The sequence below is a fragment of the Pseudomonas sp. 2995-3 genome (assembly GCF_002742565.1).
GTDB lineage: Bacteria > Pseudomonadota > Gammaproteobacteria > Pseudomonadales > Pseudomonadaceae > Aquipseudomonas > Aquipseudomonas edaphica.
This window is the reverse complement of the sequence record NZ_LJSB01000183.1, coordinates 1-17,494: the sequence shown is the minus strand read 5'-3', so window position 1 is coordinate 17,494 and position 17,494 is coordinate 1. Positions and strand designations below refer to the sequence as shown.

Here is a 17,494-nt window from a genome sequence, read left to right as displayed (position 1 = left end):
TCATGCCTCGTTACGCATTGATCGTCGCTGCTTTTTTACTGCTGTTCAGCCAATGGACCTTCGCCGCCTACCGCATCGGCGTGAGCATCGCCCGGGTTGACGATAACTTCATGACCTACGTGCGCACCGGCCTCGAAGCCGCCGCCAAACAGCAGGATGTACAGATCCAGTTCGAAGACGCCCAGGGCGACGTGGTGCGCCAGCTCAATCAGGTCGAAGGCTTTCTGAACCAGAAAGTCGACGCGGTGATCGTGCTGCCGGTGGACACCGCCGCCACCGCCAACATGACCCGCGCCGCCGTGGCCGCGAAGACGCCGCTGGTGTACGTCAACCGCCACCCGGACGAACGCACGCTGCCCAAAGGTGTGGTCACGGTGGCCTCCAACGACATCGAAGCCGGGCAATTGCAGATGCGCTACCTGGCGGAAAAACTCGGCGGCAAAGGCAATGTGGCGATCATCATGGGCGACCTCGCGCAGAACGCCACCCATGACCGCACCGAAGGCGCCAGGCAAGTGCTCAAAGACTTTCCGGGAATCAAGGTGGTCGAGCAGCAAAGCGCCGAATGGCAACGTAGCAAAGGCATGGACCTGACCAGCAATTGGCTGCTGGCCGGCACACAGTTCGACGCCATTGTGGCCAACAACGATGAAATGGCGATTGGCGCGGCCATGGCGCTGCAACAGGCAGGCAAGGCCAAGGGTGAAATCGCGATTATCGGTATCGACGGCTTGCCCGATGGCCTGGCGGCGATCAAGCGCGGCATGCTCACCGCCTCGGTGTTCCAGGACCCCAAGGCACAGGCCACACAGGCCGTGGAGTCAGCGATTCGGATGATCAAGGGCGAGCCAATTGAATCGGAAGTGTGGGTGCCGTTTGAGTTGATCAAGCCGGAACAGGTGGCGGTGTTTGAGCAGCGCTACAAATAAAAGTCGGGTGCCCTCAACTGTGGGAACGGGCTTGCCCGCGATAGCGGAGTGTCAGTCACCCATTTTATAACTGGCCCACCGCAATCGCAGGCAAGCCAGCTCCCACAGTTTGATCGAGTTTCAGTCCAAAATCGGTGTATTTCAACCGCCTCGGCCAGCGCAACGTGTGGGTGCAGTTCGAGCAGCGCTACAAATAGTTTGGAAGAATATGGAGGTCCAAAGGTGGGAGCGGGCTTGCCCGCGATAGCGGTGGGCCAGTTGCAAATTTATCGACTGACACTCCGTCATCGCAGGCAAGCCAGCTCCCACAATTTGCCCGGGTTTCAGTCCAGATCGGTGGCGTCGTGGCGCTCAGCCAGTTGCTCCTCAGGTGCCCCGGACACCCGATTCACCCGCCGCCCACGCTGCACCGCCGGACGTGCTTCAATCGCCTCGGCCCAGCGCAGCACGTGCTTGTACTCGTGCACCGACAAAAACTCCGCTGACGCGCCGTACAAACGGCCCTTGACCAAGCCGCCATACCACGGCCAGATCGCAATATCGGCAATGGTGTACTCATCGCCGGCAATGTACTTACTCACCGCCAGGCGCTGGTCGAGCACGTCCAGTTGACGCTTGGTTTCCATGGCGAAGCGATTGATCGGGTATTCCATCTTGCTCGGCGCATAGGCGTAAAAATGCCCGAAGCCGCCGCCCAGGTACGGCGCGCTGCCCATCTGCCAGAACAGCCACGACAAACACTCAGCCCGCGCAGCAGGCTCGGTGGGGAAGAACGCGCCAAATTTCTCGGCCAGGTAGTGCAGGATCGCACCCGACTCGAATACGCGAATCGGCGTGTCACCACTGTGGTCCATCAACGCCGGGATCTTGGAGTTGGGGTTGACTGCCACAAAGCCGCTGCCGAACTGGTCGCCATCGCCGATCTTGATCAGCCACGCGTCATATTCCGCGCCGCTGTGCCCCAGGGCCAGCAGTTCTTCGAGCAGGATGGTGACCTTCTGCCCATTCGGCGTGGCCAGGGAATACAGCTGCAACGGGTGTTTGCCGACCGGCAGTGCTTTGTCATGGGTCGCACCGGCAATGGGTCGGTTGATGCTGGCGAAAGTGCCGCCACTTTCGGTGTCCCAGGTCCACACCTTCGGGGGTAGGTAGTCGGTCATGCTCACTTCTCCTTGATTTGAGTACTGTTCGATGCAGCCAGTTGGGCCACGTTCCATCCGCCGCCCAGCGCCTTGATCAGGCCCACATTAGCGCTTAATTGCTGGGTTTGCAGTTGCAGCACACTGCGCTTGGCTTCCAGCGCAGCCACTTGGGCGGTGACCACATCCAGATAGGCCACGGCGCCCTGGCGATAACGCGAGGTCGACAGGTCTTCGGCGTATTGCGCGGCAGCGGCCGCGTCACGCTGGTCATCCAGGGCACTGCCCAGGCCCGCGATCTGCGACAGGTTGTCTTCCACTTGCTCGAAAGCGCCCAGCACCACGCCGCGGTATTTAGCCGCGGCTTCGTCAGTGGCGGCCTTGGCAATATCCACCTGGGCCTGGCGCGCGCCGCCATCAAAGATTGTGCCGACCAGCGACGGGCCGATGGCCCAGAACAGGTTGGGTGCGCTGAGCAAACGGGCAAACTCGTCACTCTGATAGCCGCCCTGGGCGCTCAAGGTGATCTGCGGGAACCATGCGGCCTTGGCCACGCCGATCCGCGCATTGGCCGACGCGATGCGACGCTCGGCAGCGGCAATATCCGGGCGGCGTTGCAGCAGGCTCGACGGCACGCCCGTGGGCACGTTGGGCAAGGCAATCGGCGCCACATTCACGGCGACGGTATAGGTTGAGGCGGACTCCCCCAGCATCGCCGCAATCGAATGCTCCAACACCGCCCGTTGCACCAGGCTCTGGTTCAATTGCGACTTGACCGTCGACAGCTGCGTGCGCGCCCGCGCCACGTCCAGCCCGGACACGATCCCGCCGCCGTGCAAGCCTTCGGTCAGGCTAAGGGCTTTGGTGTAGGCGTCGCGGGTCTGTTCCAGCAGTTGGTTCTGCCAGTCGATACCGCGCAGGCGGATGTAACTGTCAGCCAATTGCGCTTGCAGGCTCAGGCGTACCGACGCCAGGTCGGCCCTGGCCGCCTCCGAGTCACTGATGCCGGCCGCAACCGTGTCGCGCACGCGGCCCCACAGGTCGACTTCATAATCCACCTCCAGGCCCAATGTCGCGGAGTTATAGACGTCCGGCGAGGTGGCCGAGCGCAGCGGTTTGGTGCCCGACTGGCGAATACGCTGGCCGCTGCCGATGGCCGAGAGCTTGGGGAACAGCCCCGAACGGTCCTGGGCCAGGAACCCCTGGGATTGCTGGTAATGCGCGAATGCCGCGCTCAGGTCCGGGTTGTTTTTCAGCAACTGCTGCTGCATCGCATCCAGCTGCGGGTCGTTGTAGATACGCCACCAGCCGTCTCGGTTGGCCTGGTCGTCGGGCGCGCCGACGGTCCATGGGCCTTGGGTGTGAAACTGCGCGGCGACAGGTGTTTGCGGCACTTCAAGCGGCGGCGCCAACGAGCAGGCACCCAGGCTCAAGCTGGCGAGCAGGCCCAGCAAGTTGCGCTTAGCCATGGGGTTTGGCCTCGACGGAAGCGGCAGCCAATTGCACCGAATCATCATCGGCCAGGCCATCCGGCGGCGTATCGATCACGCGGTCGGCCGCTTGCAGGCCGCTGGCGATCTCCACACTGTCGCCAAAGTCACGGGCGATGGTGACGGTCTTGAAGTGCACATGGTCCTGGCTGTCGAGGGTGGCGACGCGCATACCTTTGTCATCGAACACCAGGGCACTGGACGGTACGCGCAGCACGTCGGCCTGAACCGGCAAATCAAACTGCACGCTGGTGTAGCCACCGGGCAGCAGGCGGCCGCCGGGGTTGTCCACCAGCAGTTGCACCAAGGTGCTGCCGGACGCGGCGTTGACCGCATCGGCAGTGGCGATCACCTTGCCGGTAAAGGTTTCGCCGCGATACTCCGGCACGCTCAGGCGCGCCGTAGTGCCTTCGCGAATCTGTGGCGAGAAGGTCTGCGGCACCTGCACATACACGCGCAGACGGCTGACATCGGCCACCGCAAACAGCTCTTTGCCGGCGGTGCCCCCGGCGCTGATCAACGCGCCCACATCGGTGCTGCGCGCGGTGACCACACCGGCAAACGGCGCGACCAGATGCTGGAAGCCCTTGGTCGCCACCAACTGCTCGACATTGGCTTTGGCCGCCGTCACTTTGGCCTGCTTGGCGGTCAGGTCGCCGGTGCGCTCGTCGACGTCCTGGCGCGACACCGAGTCGGTCGCGAGCATCGCCTGCCAGCGCTTGGCGGTGGTATCGGCCAGGTGTTCATCGGCCTGGGCTGAGGCCAAAGTGGCGCGGGCTTGCAGCAGTTGCTGGTCGAGTTCCGGGGTGTCGATTTCGGCCAATACCTGGCCGGCTTTGACGCGCGTGCCGATGTCGACATTCCAGGATTTCAGGTAGCCATTGACCCGGGCAAAAATCGACGCGCGCGAATAGGCTTCCATGCGCCCCGGCAAATTGAGTACCGGGCCTTGTGCTTGCACCACCGGCTTGACCAGGTTGACGCTGGGCAGAGCCTGCGCGTCGGTCCAGGTCCTGAGGTCACGGGAATCACTGGCACGCACGCTCAGGCCGACACCGACGACGACCACCACCGTCACCCCGCCCACGATCAGCCACAGCAGGCCACGGGACGGCTTTTTTTCAGCAATAGAAACGGACATGTCAAACCCCTTGGGAAACGGTAGTCGCCAGCGTGGCGTGTTGTCGACGCCCGTGGACCAGACTGAAAATCAATGGCACCAGAATCAACGTGGCGATGGTGGCAAACGCCAGCCCGCCGATCACCGCACGGCCGAGCGGCGCGTTCTGCTCGCCGCCCTCGCCCAGGCCCAAAGCCATGGGCGCCATGCCGATAATCATCGAGATGGCGGTCATCAACACCGGCCGCAGCCGCGTGAAACCGGCTTCCAGCGCGGCCTGCACGGCATCGCCATGCACAGCCAGGCGCTCACGGCAGAAGCTCACCACCAGGATGGCGTTGGCGGTGGCCACGCCCATACACATGATCGCCCCCGTCAAGGCGGGCACCGATAGCGGCGTATGGGTGACAAACAGCATCCACACAATGCCCGCCAGTGCCGCCGGCAACGCGGTGATGATCACAAACGGGTCGGCCCAGGACTGGAAGTTGACCACGATCAGCAGGTAGATCAGCACCACCGCGCCCAACAGGCCGAACAGCAAGCCACTGAAGGCCGCGTTCATGGTCTGCACCTGGCCCTGCAAAATCACCTTGGAGCCGGTCGGCACTTCACCGGCGTGGGCCGCGATGATTTTCTGGATATCGGCGGCGACGCCACCCAAATCGCGGTCCTGAATCGCCGTCAGCACCTCAACCACCGGCTGGATATCCGACTGGCTGAACACCGAACTGCTGTGGCTGCGCTGGATATTCGCCAGGCCGCCCAAGGTCTGGTCGGTGGCCGCGCCATTGCTGCCGCTCAGCGGCAAGTTGTGCAGTGCGGCCAGGCTTTCCAGGTTGTATTGCGGGGTTTGCATCACGATCGGGTAGGAAATGCCGTTGGCCGGGTTCAACCAGAACGTCGGCGCCACCTGGCTGGAGCCGGCAAGGTTGACCACAAGGCTGTTGGTCACATCACGCTCGGTGAGGCCGACCAACTGCGCACGGGTGCGGTCCACGTCGATATTGAACGTCGGCAATTGCCGCGACTGCTGGATGCGCGCATCCACCACCCCCGGCACCCGGCGAATATCACGCAGCAACGCGCTGGCATAGGTGAAGTTGCCCGCGAGGTTATTGCCGGTGATTTGCAGGTCGATCGGTGCCGAAGAACCGAAGTTGAGGATCTGCCCGACAATGTCCGAGGCCGGGAACGAGAACACCGCGCTAGGGAACTCCCGTGGCAGGGTTTCGCGCAATTGGCGCATGTACTCGGCGGTCGGGCGATGGCCTTCGTTGAGGCTGATCTGGATATCGGCGTCCTGGGAACCCACGGTGCCGGTGTTGTTGTACACCACGTTGATACCGCTGATGGACAGGCCGATGTTGTCGACCAAGGCTTTAAGTTCCTGGGCCGGGACTTTGCGCCGGATCGCGTTTTCGATGTCGGCAATCAGGTGCGCATTACTCTCCACCCGTGTGCCCACCGGAGCGCGGACGTGCAACAGGATCAACCCGGAATCGACCTCGGGGAAGAAGTTGCGGCCCAGGAACGGCACCAACGCAAACGACACGGCGACAAACGCCAGCAAGCCGATCACCACCGCGCGACGATGGTGCAAGGCGCTGTGCAATACGCTGTGGTAACGCTCGCGAAAGGCTTCAAAACGCTTTTCGAAACCGCGCTGGAAATTCACCAGCGGGTTGCGCGACGGTGCGTGCCCGTCGTCGCCGTGTAGATGCGGCTTGAGCAGGTAGTTGGCCAATGTCGGCACCAGGGTCCGCGACAGCAGGAACGAGGCGATCATGGCAAAGATCACCGCTTCGGCCATCGGCACGAACAGGAAGCGCGCCACACCATCAAGGAAGAACATCGGCACAAACACGATGCAGATACACAGCAGCGAGACAAACGCCGGGGTCACGATCTGCGCCGCCCCGTCGAGGATTGCCGTCTGCACCGGTTTGCCCTGCTCCAGGTGCCAGTTGATGTTCTCGATGGTTACCGTGGCATCGTCCACCAGAATACCGACGGCCAGCGCCAGGCCGCCGAGGGTCATGATATTCAGGGTTTCGCCCAGCGCCGAAAGCGTGGCTATCGAGGCCAGGATCGCCAGCGGAATCGAGGTGGCAATGATCACCGTCGAACGCCAACTGCCGAGGAACAGCAAAATCATCAGGCTGGTCAGCGCCGCCGCGATCAAGCCTTCACGGGCCACGCCGCTGATGGCCGAACGCACGAACAGCGACTGGTCGCCGATCAAATCGATATTCAAGTTGGGCGGCAACGCAGCCTTGTTGTCGGCAAGCTTTTCCTTGATGCCCGCGATCACGCCCAAGGTCGATGCCGAACCGGTCTTGAGCACCGGCAGCAGCACCGAGCGGTTGCCGTTCACATGCACGATGTTGGTTTGCGGCGGGTTGCCGTCGCGCACGGTGGCCACGTCCCGGATCAGCACGGTGGTGCCGTCGGCGGTCTTGATCGGCAGGTTTTCCAGGTCATGGAAGTCCGAAGGTGAGTTGTTCAGTTGCAGGTTGAATTCGTAGCTGCCGATCTTCTGGGTGCCTACCGGGGTGATCAGGTTCTGCGTGGCCAGGGCAGTGGCGACGTCCTGTGCCGACAGGCCACGGGCTTGCATGCGCGCCGAATCGAGGTCGATCTGCACTTGCCGGCTCTTGCCGCCAAACGGGTATGGCAGGGCCGCGCCGGGCACGCTGGTGAGCATCAGGCGCACCTGGTTCAGGCCGATATCACCCAGGCGCTGTTCGCTCAGGCCCGGCCCAGAGAGTGCAAGCTGCACAATCGGCACGGTGGAGGCGCTGTAGTTGAGCACCAGCGGCGGCACGGTGCTGGGCGGCAATTGCCGCAGGATCGCCTGGGACACCGACGTCACCTGGGCGTTGGCGGTGCTGATGTTGACGCCGGGCTGGAAGAAGATCTTCACAATCCCGTAGCCGTTCATCGACTGCGCTTCGATATGGCGAATGTCGTTCACGGTGGTGGTCAGCACCCGCTCGAACGGCGAGGTGATGCGCCCCGCCATCTGGTCCGGCGGCAAACCGGTGTACTGCCAGATCACCGCAATCACCGGAATGCGGATTTCCGGGAAGATGTCCGTCGGCGTGCGCCAGGCCGCCAGCGGCCCGACGATCAGGATGAAAATGGCCAATACCAAAAAGGTATAGGGGCGCAGCAAGGCGATGCGCACGAGGTTGAGCATAGGAGGTGATCCAGACAGGAGATTGGTCGGTCAAGCAGGCTGCGCCATGCCGTTTCCCGCCTCGCCCCATGCACGTCCTGGGGTTTTTGTAACGACATCCCGGTCACAAAGAGGCATATGCCACGATATCGAACTTAGTGGCATACGCAACTAATTTGTTTCAAGCTGTCTCAGTTTTCATCTGGAACGTCAGTTCGGTCCGAAAGGCCTTGTCCTGACAGGTCGCGCAGGCATAATCAGCCGCGTCGTGTTTTGTATCAGAGAGTATCTGCCCTTGAAATCTGCCCCGCCTTGCTCCGAGAGCCCCAGCGCCTGCGTCAACGGTGCCGTGCGCCGCACCTCGCGCCGCCTGGGCCAGATCTATGACGAAGCGTTCGCGCCCTGCGGGCTCAAAGCCACGCAATACGCGCTGCTCAACCGCATCGCCAAGGCCGGCACGCCGAAAATGGGCGAGCTGGCACAAACCCTGGTGATGGATTTGTCCGCGCTCGGCCACACGCTCAAACCGCTGGTACGTGACGGCCTGGTGGAGCTGCGCGTGGACGAACTCGACCGGCGTACCCGGCGCGTGCTGCTGACCGAACAAGGCAAGCGCACCCACCTGGCGGCCAAGCGTATTTCCACGCAAATGGCCGAACGCTTCGATCAGGCATTCGGCCGTGAAGCGGCGGCGCAACTGCGCCAGACCCTGGACTTTATCGCCTCCGACGAATTTGCCCGCACCCTGTTGGCCAAGGACAATTAAGCCATCGGCTGGTGGTTGGTAACGCAGTGGATACCGCCGCCGCCCGCGGCAATCGCATCGATATTGAGTTGCAGCACTTTGCGGCTCGGGTAGAGCCGTGACAGCAGGTCCAATGCCTTGCGGTCCGCCTCCGGGTCGCCGAATTCAGGCGCAATTACCGCGCCGTTGATCACAAAATAATTGATATACCCAGCGGCGAAGTCCTCGTTACCCTTGCTGAACTTGTTTTTGCGCGGGTTCAGCGGCGGCGATACGGTGTGCACCTGCAACGGGCGGCCGTCGGCGTCAGTGGCGTTCTTGAGGATTTCCAGGTGCGCAAGGGTGACTTTGTGGTCGTAGGACTCGGGGTCGGTATCGAGGTTGGCCAGCACCACGCCGGGCGACACAAACCGGGCGTAGAAGTCGACGTGGGCGTCGGTGATGTCCTTGCCCTTGATGCCCGGCAGCCAGATGATCTTGCGCAGCCCCAGGCGTTCCTTAAGTTCGGCCTCCACGTCGGCCTTGCTCCAGTCGGGGTTGCGGTTGCGGTTGATCCAACTGCTTTCGGTCATGATGCCGGTGCCCAGGCCATCCACTTCGATTGCCCCACCCTCGCCCACCAGCTCACTGCGAATGTGGCGCGCGCCGGTTTCTTCGGCCACCAGCGCCGCCAACTGCGCGTCATCGGCATGTTGTTGTTTGTTGCCCCAGCCATTGAAGTTGAAATCCACTGCGCCTTCGCCACCGGTGCCATCGATGACGAAATTGGCGCCGGTGTCGCGCATCCAGATATCGTCCAACTCGGTTTCGACAAAGGTGATATTGCGCGTGCCGCAGTGTTTTTCCGCCAATGCGCGCTCGTCTTCGCGACAGAACACAGTGACCGGCTCATAGTTGGCAATCGCCCTGGCGATACGGCCCAGGGCCGCTTGCACATCAGCGGTAAAGTCTTCCCAGATAGCGTCCTGGGCGCCAAAGGCGATAAAGGCTTGGCGGTGTTTTTCGCCTTCGTCGGGCATGTAGAAACGGCCTTTGACAGCGGCACGTACATGGGTGGTGAGTAAGGTCATGGCACAGACCACGCTGGCTTGTTTGATGAAGGTTCGACGGGTTGGCATGGGGGTCTCTACTTGGTGGTCGCTGTCTTGAATTTAGTCCACATGCGCATGCGCGCACGCATATCCGCCTGGGGGATGTCTTTGCCGGCAATCAACCGCTCGAAGGTGGCTGCATCCGGGTAAATTTGCGGGTTATCACGCATGGCTGCCTCCACCGCCGGGCGGGCATTGGCGTTGGCCGTAGGGTAGCCGGTGAAGTTGGTGATGGCGGCCATGTTCTGCGGGCGCATCACGAAGTTGATAAAAGCATAGGCGTATTCCGGGTGCTGGGCGTCGACGGGAATGGCCATGGTATCCATCCATACCGTGGTGCCCTCGCGAGGGATGTGATAACCAAAGGTCACCGATTTGCCGGCCGCATCGGCGGCGCGCTGGGCTTGGGTCATGTCACCGCTGTAGCCGAGAGACAGGCACAAATCACCGTTGACCAAGTCGGTCACCGGTTGCGACTGGAACTTGCGGATATACGGGCGCAGCTTGAGCAGCAAGTCACTGGCAGCGGCCAGGTCTTCACGTTTGGCGCTGCGCGGGTCGCGCCCCAGATAGTTGAGCACCACGGCCAGCACTTCATCCGGTGAATCGATCAGCGAAATGCCACAGTCGGCGAACTTGGCGGCAAATTCGGGCTTGAACAGCAGGTCGAGACTGTTGACCGGCGCGTTCGGCAAGCGCTGCTTAATCTGTGCGGTGTTGTAGGTCAGGCCGATAGTCCCCCAGGTGTAGGGCACCGTGGCTTTGTTCGAGTTGACGTAGTGGCTGCGCAACTTCTGCAAACCCGGCTCGATATCATCCAGCGCAGTGAGCTTGGCAGGGTCCAGCGGTTGCAGGCTGCCGGCGCGCATCAGGCGCTCGGCCACGGTGTCGCCGGGGAAGATCAGGTCGTAGCCGCTGCCGCCGGCCATCAACTTGGCTTCCAGGGTTTCGCTGCCGTCCATCACGTCGTAGATCACCTTGATGCCGGTCTCGGCGGTGAAAGCCGACAAGGTGTCCGGCGCAAAATAGTCCGCCCAGTTGTAGAGTTTCAGCGTCTTGTCATCGGCCGTGGCGCAGGCGCTGGTGAGGATCAGGGCACAGCTCAAAAGCAGTCTCATGATGGGCGTCCGTCCAGGGTCAGCAGTGCGTCATACATGTGCGGGCGGCGGTCGCGGAAGATGCCCCAGGTCCGGCGTTCTTCGCGCATCGCAGACAGGTCCAGGGAGTGCACGAGTACGCCAGTGGATTCGCGATCAGCTTCGACCAGCAGCTTGCCTTTGTGGTCGCAGATAAACGACGAGCCATAGAAATCCATTTGCAGGCTCGCATCCGTTGTCGCCACTTCACGGCCTACGCGGTTGGCCGCCACTACCGGCACCAGGTTGGCGGCGGCGTGACCGCGCATGGTCATTTGCCAGTGGTCACGGGAGTCGAGCGCCGCGCAGCCGGGTTCCGAGCCGATGGCCGTGGGGAACAACAACACTTCAGCACCCTGCAACGCCAGGCAGCGGGCGGTTTCGGGGAACCACTGGTCCCAGCAGATACCGACACCCAGGCGCCCGAACGCCGTGTCCCATACGCGAAAACCGGTGTCGCCGGGGCTGAAATATTCCTTCTCCTGGTAGCCGATGGCGTTGGGAATATGAGTCTTGCGGTACACGCCCATCAACTGCCCATCGGCATTGGCCACACTCAGGGAATTGAAGTAGGCATTACCGGCCTTTTCGAACCAGCTCAGCGGCAGCACCACGCCCAGTTCCTTCGCCAATGCGGCGAAACGCTTGAGCACGCGGCTGTGCTGATACTCCTCGGCCAGTGCCAAATGTTTGTGATGCTGCTCGATACAGAAATACGGCGTGGCGAACAGCTCCTGCAGCAGGATGACCTGGGCGCCCTGTGCGGCGGCATCGCGCACCAACCGCTCGGCGCGGTCGAGGTTACCCGGCAAGTCCCAGGTACACGGCATCTGGGTAGTAGCAATCGTCAATACAGTCATGGCATTACCCCTTTAACGGCCAGGCCGGTTGCTGTTGCGTGATGCAATGCACCCCGCCGCCGCCGTGGGCCAAGTGGTTGATCTGCACCGGCACGATTTCACGGCCCGGGAACGCCTGGGCCAGCACCTCGGCCGCTACCTGATCAGCCTCAATGCCGTAGGCCGGCATGATGATTGCGCCGTTGGCAATGTAGAAGTTGGTGTAGGAGGCGCAAAACACTTCTGCATCGGTGTCCACTGCGTCGGTGGCCTCATACAGTTCGATCAGTTCGAAACGGCGGCCATGGGCGTCGGTGGCCAGTTCCAGGGCGCGACGGTTTTCGCGTACCACTTGGGCGTAGGTCGAGTGGTGATCGTGGGTGGCATCCACCAGCAGCAGGCCAGGGCGGGCGAAGGCACACACGCCGTCGACGTGGCCGTCGGTCATATCGCCAGTGACGTAATCCGGGTCGCCGGGCAGCCAGATAGTCTTTTTGATCCCCAGCAGGCGCGCGAAGACCTCTTCCATCTCGGCCTTGGTCATACCGGGATTGCGGTTGGGGTTGAGCAGCACCGATTCGGTGGTGATCAAGGTGCCCTCGCCGTCCACATGGATCGCGCCGCCTTCATTGCTCAGCGGCGTGCCGAAGCATTCCAGCCCCAGGTGATTAAGCACCCGGCGCGCCAGGCTTTCGTCCAAGTCATGGGCCGACTTGCCGCCCCAGGCGTTGAAGCGCCAGCTCACACCTGCCGCACCCTGTTGCGGGTGACAAATGAAGGTGGGGCCGGAGTCGCGGCACCAGCTGTCATTGACGGCCTCAGCGATCAACTCGATGCCAGGGCCACACAGGGCTTTGGCACTGGCGATTGCCGAAGGGTCGACAATCATTTTTACTGGCTCAAAACGTGCGATGGCATTGGCGACCCGCGCAAAATCCTGCTGCACCAATGCCAAAGTCACACCCCAGGTGCTTTCCCACAGCGCCTGGTTATGTGGCCAGACCATCCAGGTCGCCACATGATGGGACCACTCCGCGGGCATACACCAACCACTGCTTAAAATTTCACTACGCTGCATGACAAGCACCTTTGAGTTAAGTCATTGTGTTCAGTGAAAACTGCCCACGGAGTCTTGGCGCACATGCTACGTAGGCTGAAAAGGCCTAACAAACGATGGATTTTGTAGAAAACTGATTAGCGGAGCTTATCGATATGCTCAACCACTGGCCGCCCCTCGGCACCCTGCGCGGCTTTGAAGCCGCCGCCCGGCTAGGCAGTTTCCACAAGGCTGCCGAAGAACTGCACCTGACCCAATCGGCGATCAGCCAGCAGATCCGCAGCCTGGAGGCTTACCTGGAGCAGCCGCTGTTTTTACGCAGCGGGCGCAGCGTGAGCCTCACCGACGCAGGTTATGACTTCCTCAGCACCACCCAGGCGCTGCTGCAACAACTGGCGGTGGGCGTGCGACGCCTGGGGCAGTACCGCAAACCCAATCAACTGGTGCTCAACACCACGCCGACCTTTGCTCGTCACTGGCTGCTGCCACGCCTGGCGGACTTTCGTCAGCGGCACCCGGAGGTAGACCTGTGGATCTTCAGCACCGATGAAGTGCCTGACATGGCCAGCCAGACCATCGACCTGGCCGTGCGTGACGACATCAGCTCCCAGGCCGAATGCAGCTTCAAGGTGCTGCATGCCGACCGCCTGTTTCCGGCGTGCCATCCCAAGCTGCTGTCTGTGCCTGCGGCGCAGCGCACCACGTTGCACGGCGAACGAGAGATGGACTGGAGCCATTGGGCCGTGGAGGCCGGCATTGATGTGGGCCAACAGGACCACGGGCTGAATTTTTCCGATCCAGGTTTACTGCTGGATGCCGTGTGCAGCGGGCTGGGCATCGGCCTGGTCAGCCAACTGCTGAGCCGCCAGGCCCAGGCCGATGGTTTGCTCACGCCGCTGGTCGAAGCCACCATTCGCGGTCCCAGTTGGGCGCTGTTGACCCACCGTGACAGTGAAAACGACCCACTGGCCCGCAGCTTTACCGAATGGCTGCTGATGCGTTTGCAGATAGACCCGACATGAGCGACAGACTTGAAGACATCCTCACCGAGCACTTGAACGTGGTGTTCTGCGGCATCAACCCCGGCAAAGGCTCCGCCGCCTTGGGCCTGCACTTCGCCAACCGCAGCAACCGCTTCTGGCGCACGTTGCACCTGGCCGGCTTCACGCCCCATGAAATTCACCCCGCAGAGGGGCGCACCTTGCTCGACTACCACTGCGGGCTGACCACACTGGTGGAGCGTCCGACGGCGAGTGCGGGGGAATTGGCGCGGCATGAATTCAACGACGCCGCGGCTGCGTTTGAGCAGAAAATCCGCCGCTGGCAGCCACGCTTCGTGGCCTTTCTGGGCAAGGTCGGTTATAGCGCCGTGTCCGGCCAGCGCGAGGTTGCCTGGGGGTTGCAGCCGCTGTTGTTGGGCGGCGCAGCGGTATGGGTGTTGCCCAACCCCAGCGGGCGCAATTTGGCGTTCAACCTGGAGCAGTTAGTGGATGCCTATCAGCAACTGCGCAAGGCCATTGCGCAGGACAATCATGTGCCCTTAATCTCCTGATCCCATCACCTGAAAGCAACGGAGGCTTCATGAAACTGATAGGCATGCTGGACTCGCCTTACGTACGCCGCGTGGCAATTTCCCTGGACCTGTACGGCGTGGCGTTTGAACATCAGTCGGTGTCGGTGTTCAGCACCTTCGAGCAGTTCCACGCGATCAACCCGGTGGTCAAGGCGCCGACCCTGGTGCTGGACGACGGCACCTTGCTGATGGACTCCAGCCTGATCCTGGATTATTTCGAAGCCCAGGCCCCCACCGACAAGAAGCTGCTGGCACAAGCGACGGGCGCCCGCGCCCACGAACTGCACCTGCTCGGGCTGGCCCTGGCGGCCTGCGAGAAAACCGTGCAGATCGTCTATGAGGACAATCTGCGCCCGGCAGAAAAACGCCATGAACCGTGGATAGACCGCGTGACCGGGCAACTGCTGGCGGCCTATTCGCTGCTGGAAAAACACCTGGCTCAGACCACTGGGGGGCCGCTGACCCAGGCTGCACTGACCACGGCAGTCGCTTGGTCGTTCACCCAACTCAAACTGCCGTCGGTGCTCGACCCCAAGGCATTCCCCAACCTGCAACGTCACGCCGACCGGCTGGAACAGCACCCGGCGTTCAAGCGCTACCCCATCGAGTAACAGGCCTAGACCCAGCCGCCATCCACAATAAAGTTCTGCGCCGAACACATCGCCGAGGCATCGGAGGCGAGAAACAACGCCATATTGGCGATGTGTTCCGGCAGTACGCTGCCGGGCAGGCACTGGCTGCGGCTGATCAGCTCCTTGGCCGCATCATCGACCCACATTGCCAATTGTTTTTCGGTCATGACCCAACCGGGCACCAGGGTATTCACGCGAATATGGTTCGGCCCCAGCTCACGTGCCAGGGCGCGGGTCATGCCATGGGCCGCCGCCTTGCTGGCGGCGTACACCGGGTAGCCAGCAGACGCCATCATCCACCCCACCGAGCCCAGGTTGATGATCGCCCCGCCACCAGCGCGTTTCATCATCGGCACCACGGCCTTGGCAGCAAAGAACGCGTGCTTGAGGTTGACCGCGATCAGCCTGTCGAACATCGCCGAATCGACTTCTTCCAGGGTGTGACGCACATCGTTGGCCGCGTTATTGACCAGTACGGTGATCGGCCCCAACGAGTGCTCAAAGCGTTCGATCGCCGCTTTATAGGCGATTTCATCGGTGATGTCGCAACACACGAACTCAACCTTGTAGCCCTGGGAATGCAGCAGCGCGGCCAGCCGCTCACCCTGGCTTTGCGCCCGGTCCACAAAACCCACCCTGGCGCCCTGCGCGGCGAACGCGCGCACCAGGAATTCGCCGATGCCTGAGGCACCACCGGAAACCAGAACGGTCTTACCCTCAAGGTCGGGGTAAACAGCCTGCTGAGTGGTCATATAAAGGTTGCCTCACTTAATTAGTCTTATTTTATTTTGCAAACAGGCCGTAAAAGGCTATAAATCTGCTGCTGCAACGACAAAATATCGCACATTAGTAGAACTATTCCACTGAAAACAACAAAAGGAAGTTCGACCATGAAGCACCCTCGTCACCTGCTTTCCGGCCTCGCCTTGTCCCTGCTGATTGCCAGCGGCGGCGCCCAGGCTGCGGGCCTCACCAGCGAACACAAACCCTTCGGTAAAACCAATGACGGCACCGCCGTCGAACAGTACATCTTGCGCAACAGCCACGGCATGCAAGCCACGGTGATCACCTACGGCGGTGTGTTGCAGTCACTGCACGTGCCGGATAAAAACGGCAAGGTCGATGACGTGGTACTGGGTTTTGATGACGTGCAGGGCTATCAGAGCGGCACGGCGTTTTTTGGCGCGACCATCGGGCGCTTCGGCAACCGCCTGGCGGGCGGTGCGTTTGAGCTTGATGGCAAGCGCTATCAGGTGCCGCTCAACGACGGGCCAAATTCGCTGCACGGCGGCGCCCAGGGGTTTGACAAGCACGTTTGGCAAGCCGAACCCGTCAAGGGCAAGGACTCGGTCGGCGTCAAGCTCAGCTACCTGTCCAAGGACGGTGAAATGGGCTTCCCTGGCAACCTTAAAACCGAGGTCACCTACAGCCTCAACGATAACAACGAACTGCATATCGACTACAAAGCCAGCACCGACAAACCCACCGTGCTCAACCTCACCAACCACAGCTATTTCAACCTGGCGGGCGCGGGCAATGGCGACATTCTCAAGCAGGTCGCGACCTTGCATGCCAGCCATTACACGCCGGTGAATGCCACCCTGATTCCGACCGGCGAGCTGGCACCGGTCAAGGGCACGCCGATGGACTTTCTCAAACCCACGCCGATCGGCCAGCACATCAAGGACGAGCATCCGCAGCTTAAATTTGCCGAGCCGAAACAAGGCGGGTTTGACTTCAACTGGGCGCTCGACACCCAGGGCGATATCAAGCAACTCGCCGCCGAAGTACACGACCCTGCGTCTGGCCGGCGTTTGAAGCTCTACACCAGCGAGCCTGGGGTGCAGTTCTACACCAGCAACTTCCTCGATGGCACGGTGAAGGGCAAAGGCGGCAAGACGTATCAGCACTGGAGTGCTTTTACCCTCGAAACCCAGCATTTTCCTGATGCGCCCAACCAACCCAAATTTGCTTCGACTCGGTTGAATCCTGGGCAGACTTATAGCCAGAACACTGTGCTCAAGTTTTCTGCCGACTGAGTGTTGGTGCAACCGGGGTGCAGGAGCCGGCCCTCGCGACAGGCACCCCGGTTTTTCCTTGTGACCGGGGAGTGCCGGGGCAGTTTGAAGTCTTGGGCTGGCTCAGGGTTGCTGAGTACATATCCGTTGCTGCGGTAACGGCGGCTTATGGTTCCGCTCTTACAGCGGCTCACTTTTTGAAGGACCAAAAAGTAAGCAAAAAGTCCTCGCCCCAACACTCGGTGCCTCGCTGTGGCTCGGCATGCCCGCAATCCGACACTGATTTGGGGGGCCGCCGCCACGCGCCATCCATGGCGCGGGGCGGCTAAACCGGCATCCCTGCCGGTTTACCCCCCAAATCACTGTCAGATTCCGGCCATCGTGTTTAACGGGGCGATTTCAGATCAAGATCAAAAGCGCAGATCAAAAGACCGCTGACTTCGTCATCGAAAAGGATGTAAGAGCCGGAGCAACAGCAACAGCAACAGCACAGCAAAGCCATACTCGGTCTAAGGTGGGAGCTGGCTTGCCTGCGATGGCATCA

The 17,494-nt window shown here is 61.5% G+C and carries 15 protein-coding genes; 6 read left to right on the top strand and 9 right to left on the bottom strand.

The genetic code is table 11. The features are described 5' to 3' along the window. The first annotated feature begins 2 nt into the window (after nt 1-2). Complete coding sequence (locus tag AOA62_RS16215; protein ID WP_056861869.1) at nt 3-929, top strand: sugar ABC transporter substrate-binding protein; 927 nt, start codon at nt 3-5, stop codon at nt 927-929. A gap of 323 nt (nt 930-1,252) precedes the next feature. Here the strand turns inward: AOA62_RS16215 and yghU are convergent, their stop codons facing one another. Genes yghU through AOA62_RS16195 form a run of 4 tightly spaced genes read right to left on the bottom strand, consistent with a single transcriptional unit; the run spans nt 1,253 to nt 7,880 of the window. Beyond that, nucleotides 1,253-2,089, bottom strand: coding sequence for a glutathione-dependent disulfide-bond oxidoreductase (gene yghU, locus AOA62_RS16210; protein WP_017134579.1), 837 nt, complete (start codon nt 2,087-2,089; stop codon nt 1,253-1,255). 2 nt (nt 2,090-2,091) lie between these two features. Beyond that, entirely contained in the window at nt 2,092-3,537 is a 1,446-nt protein-coding gene (locus AOA62_RS16205) for an efflux transporter outer membrane subunit (RefSeq protein WP_099549160.1), read from the bottom strand. Further along, complete coding sequence (locus AOA62_RS16200) at nt 3,530-4,699, bottom strand: efflux RND transporter periplasmic adaptor subunit (RefSeq protein ID WP_099549159.1); 1,170 nt, start codon at nt 4,697-4,699, stop codon at nt 3,530-3,532. The genes AOA62_RS16205 and AOA62_RS16200 overlap by 8 nt, the downstream gene beginning before the upstream one ends. 1 nt (nt 4,700) lies before the next feature. Further along, nucleotides 4,701-7,880, bottom strand: coding sequence for an efflux RND transporter permease subunit (locus AOA62_RS16195; RefSeq protein WP_099549158.1), 3,180 nt, complete (start codon nt 7,878-7,880; stop codon nt 4,701-4,703). A 274-nt stretch (nt 7,881-8,154) separates the two neighbouring features. Between AOA62_RS16195 and AOA62_RS16190 the strand changes: the two genes are divergently transcribed. Then, the gene (locus AOA62_RS16190; RefSeq protein ID WP_017134575.1) at nt 8,155-8,625 is read left to right on the top strand and encodes a MarR family winged helix-turn-helix transcriptional regulator; all 471 of its coding nucleotides are present in this window, start codon (nt 8,155-8,157) and stop codon (nt 8,623-8,625) included. On the opposite strand, the gene AOA62_RS16185 is transcribed toward AOA62_RS16190, so the two are convergent. The 4 genes from AOA62_RS16185 to AOA62_RS16170 are packed head-to-tail and all read right to left on the bottom strand — an operon-like array spanning nt 8,622 to nt 12,748. Beyond that, nucleotides 8,622-9,722: an agmatine/peptidylarginine deiminase gene (locus AOA62_RS16185; RefSeq protein WP_099549157.1), complete on the bottom strand. Its 1,101-nt coding sequence runs from the start codon at nt 9,720-9,722 to the stop codon at nt 8,622-8,624. The two genes, AOA62_RS16190 and AOA62_RS16185, sit on opposite strands and share 4 nt — an antisense overlap. A gap of 8 nt (nt 9,723-9,730) precedes the next feature. Further along, nucleotides 9,731-10,813, bottom strand: a complete 1,083-nt coding sequence (locus AOA62_RS16180; protein ID WP_099549156.1) for an extracellular solute-binding protein — start codon at nt 10,811-10,813, stop codon at nt 9,731-9,733. After that, a complete protein-coding gene (aguB, locus tag AOA62_RS16175) occupies nt 10,810-11,691 on the bottom strand; it encodes an N-carbamoylputrescine amidase (protein ID WP_017134572.1) in 882 nt (293 codons plus the stop codon). Before aguB ends, AOA62_RS16180 begins: the two co-directional genes overlap by 4 nt. A 4-nt stretch (nt 11,692-11,695) precedes the next feature. After that, complete coding sequence (locus AOA62_RS16170; RefSeq protein ID WP_017134571.1) at nt 11,696-12,748, bottom strand: agmatine/peptidylarginine deiminase; 1,053 nt, start codon at nt 12,746-12,748, stop codon at nt 11,696-11,698. Between the two features lie 134 nt (nt 12,749-12,882). On the opposite strand from AOA62_RS16170, the gene AOA62_RS16165 reads away from it, so the two are divergent. The 3 genes from AOA62_RS16165 to AOA62_RS16155 are packed head-to-tail and all read left to right on the top strand — an operon-like array spanning nt 12,883 to nt 14,911. Continuing rightward, entirely contained in the window at nt 12,883-13,749 is an 867-nt protein-coding gene (locus tag AOA62_RS16165; RefSeq protein WP_099549155.1) for a LysR substrate-binding domain-containing protein, read from the top strand. Beyond that, on the top strand, nt 13,746-14,279 hold the full coding sequence (gene mug, locus AOA62_RS16160) for a G/U mismatch-specific DNA glycosylase (protein ID WP_099549154.1): 534 nt from the start codon (nt 13,746-13,748) through the stop codon (nt 14,277-14,279). The genes AOA62_RS16165 and mug overlap by 4 nt, the downstream gene beginning before the upstream one ends. Before the next feature lie 29 nt (nt 14,280-14,308). Next, the gene (locus tag AOA62_RS16155) at nt 14,309-14,911 is read left to right on the top strand and encodes a glutathione S-transferase family protein (protein WP_099549153.1); all 603 of its coding nucleotides are present in this window, start codon (nt 14,309-14,311) and stop codon (nt 14,909-14,911) included. Between the two features lie 5 nt (nt 14,912-14,916). Here the strand turns inward: AOA62_RS16155 and AOA62_RS16150 are convergent, their stop codons facing one another. Next, nucleotides 14,917-15,684, bottom strand: a complete 768-nt coding sequence (locus tag AOA62_RS16150; RefSeq protein ID WP_099549152.1) for an SDR family NAD(P)-dependent oxidoreductase — start codon at nt 15,682-15,684, stop codon at nt 14,917-14,919. A gap of 138 nt (nt 15,685-15,822) precedes the next feature. Here AOA62_RS16150 and AOA62_RS16145 point away from each other — a divergent pair, with 138 nt between their 5' ends. Then, complete coding sequence (locus AOA62_RS16145; protein WP_099549151.1) at nt 15,823-16,971, top strand: aldose epimerase family protein; 1,149 nt, start codon at nt 15,823-15,825, stop codon at nt 16,969-16,971. Nucleotides 16,972-17,494 lie beyond the last annotated feature (523 nt).

Excerpts from the sequence above, each read along its gene's own strand:
- AOA62_RS16215 (WP_056861869.1), top strand. The coding sequence starts at position 3 with ATGCCTCGTTACGCATTGATCGTCGCTGCTTTTTTACTGCTGTTCAGC.
- AOA62_RS16145 (WP_099549151.1), top strand. The coding sequence starts at position 15,823 with ATGAAGCACCCTCGTCACCTGCTTTCCGGCCTCGCCTTGTCCCTGCTG.
- mug (WP_099549154.1), top strand. The coding sequence starts at position 13,746 with ATGAGCGACAGACTTGAAGACATCCTCACCGAGCACTTGAACGTGGTG.
- AOA62_RS16155 (WP_099549153.1), top strand. The coding sequence starts at position 14,309 with ATGAAACTGATAGGCATGCTGGACTCGCCTTACGTACGCCGCGTGGCA.
- AOA62_RS16200 (WP_099549159.1), bottom strand. The coding sequence starts at position 4,699 with ATGTCCGTTTCTATTGCTGAAAAAAAGCCGTCCCGTGGCCTGCTGTGG.
- AOA62_RS16170 (WP_017134571.1), bottom strand. The coding sequence starts at position 12,748 with ATGCAGCGTAGTGAAATTTTAAGCAGTGGTTGGTGTATGCCCGCGGAG.
- AOA62_RS16150 (WP_099549152.1), bottom strand. The coding sequence starts at position 15,684 with ATGACCACTCAGCAGGCTGTTTACCCCGACCTTGAGGGTAAGACCGTT.
- AOA62_RS16185 (WP_099549157.1), bottom strand. The coding sequence starts at position 9,722 with ATGCCAACCCGTCGAACCTTCATCAAACAAGCCAGCGTGGTCTGTGCC.
- AOA62_RS16205 (WP_099549160.1), bottom strand. The coding sequence starts at position 3,537 with ATGGCTAAGCGCAACTTGCTGGGCCTGCTCGCCAGCTTGAGCCTGGGT.
- yghU (WP_017134579.1), bottom strand. The coding sequence starts at position 2,089 with ATGACCGACTACCTACCCCCGAAGGTGTGGACCTGGGACACCGAAAGT.
- AOA62_RS16195 (WP_099549158.1), bottom strand. The coding sequence starts at position 7,880 with ATGCTCAACCTCGTGCGCATCGCCTTGCTGCGCCCCTATACCTTTTTG.
- AOA62_RS16165 (WP_099549155.1), top strand. The coding sequence starts at position 12,883 with ATGCTCAACCACTGGCCGCCCCTCGGCACCCTGCGCGGCTTTGAAGCC.
- AOA62_RS16180 (WP_099549156.1), bottom strand. The coding sequence starts at position 10,813 with ATGAGACTGCTTTTGAGCTGTGCCCTGATCCTCACCAGCGCCTGCGCC.
- aguB (WP_017134572.1), bottom strand. The coding sequence starts at position 11,691 with ATGACTGTATTGACGATTGCTACTACCCAGATGCCGTGTACCTGGGAC.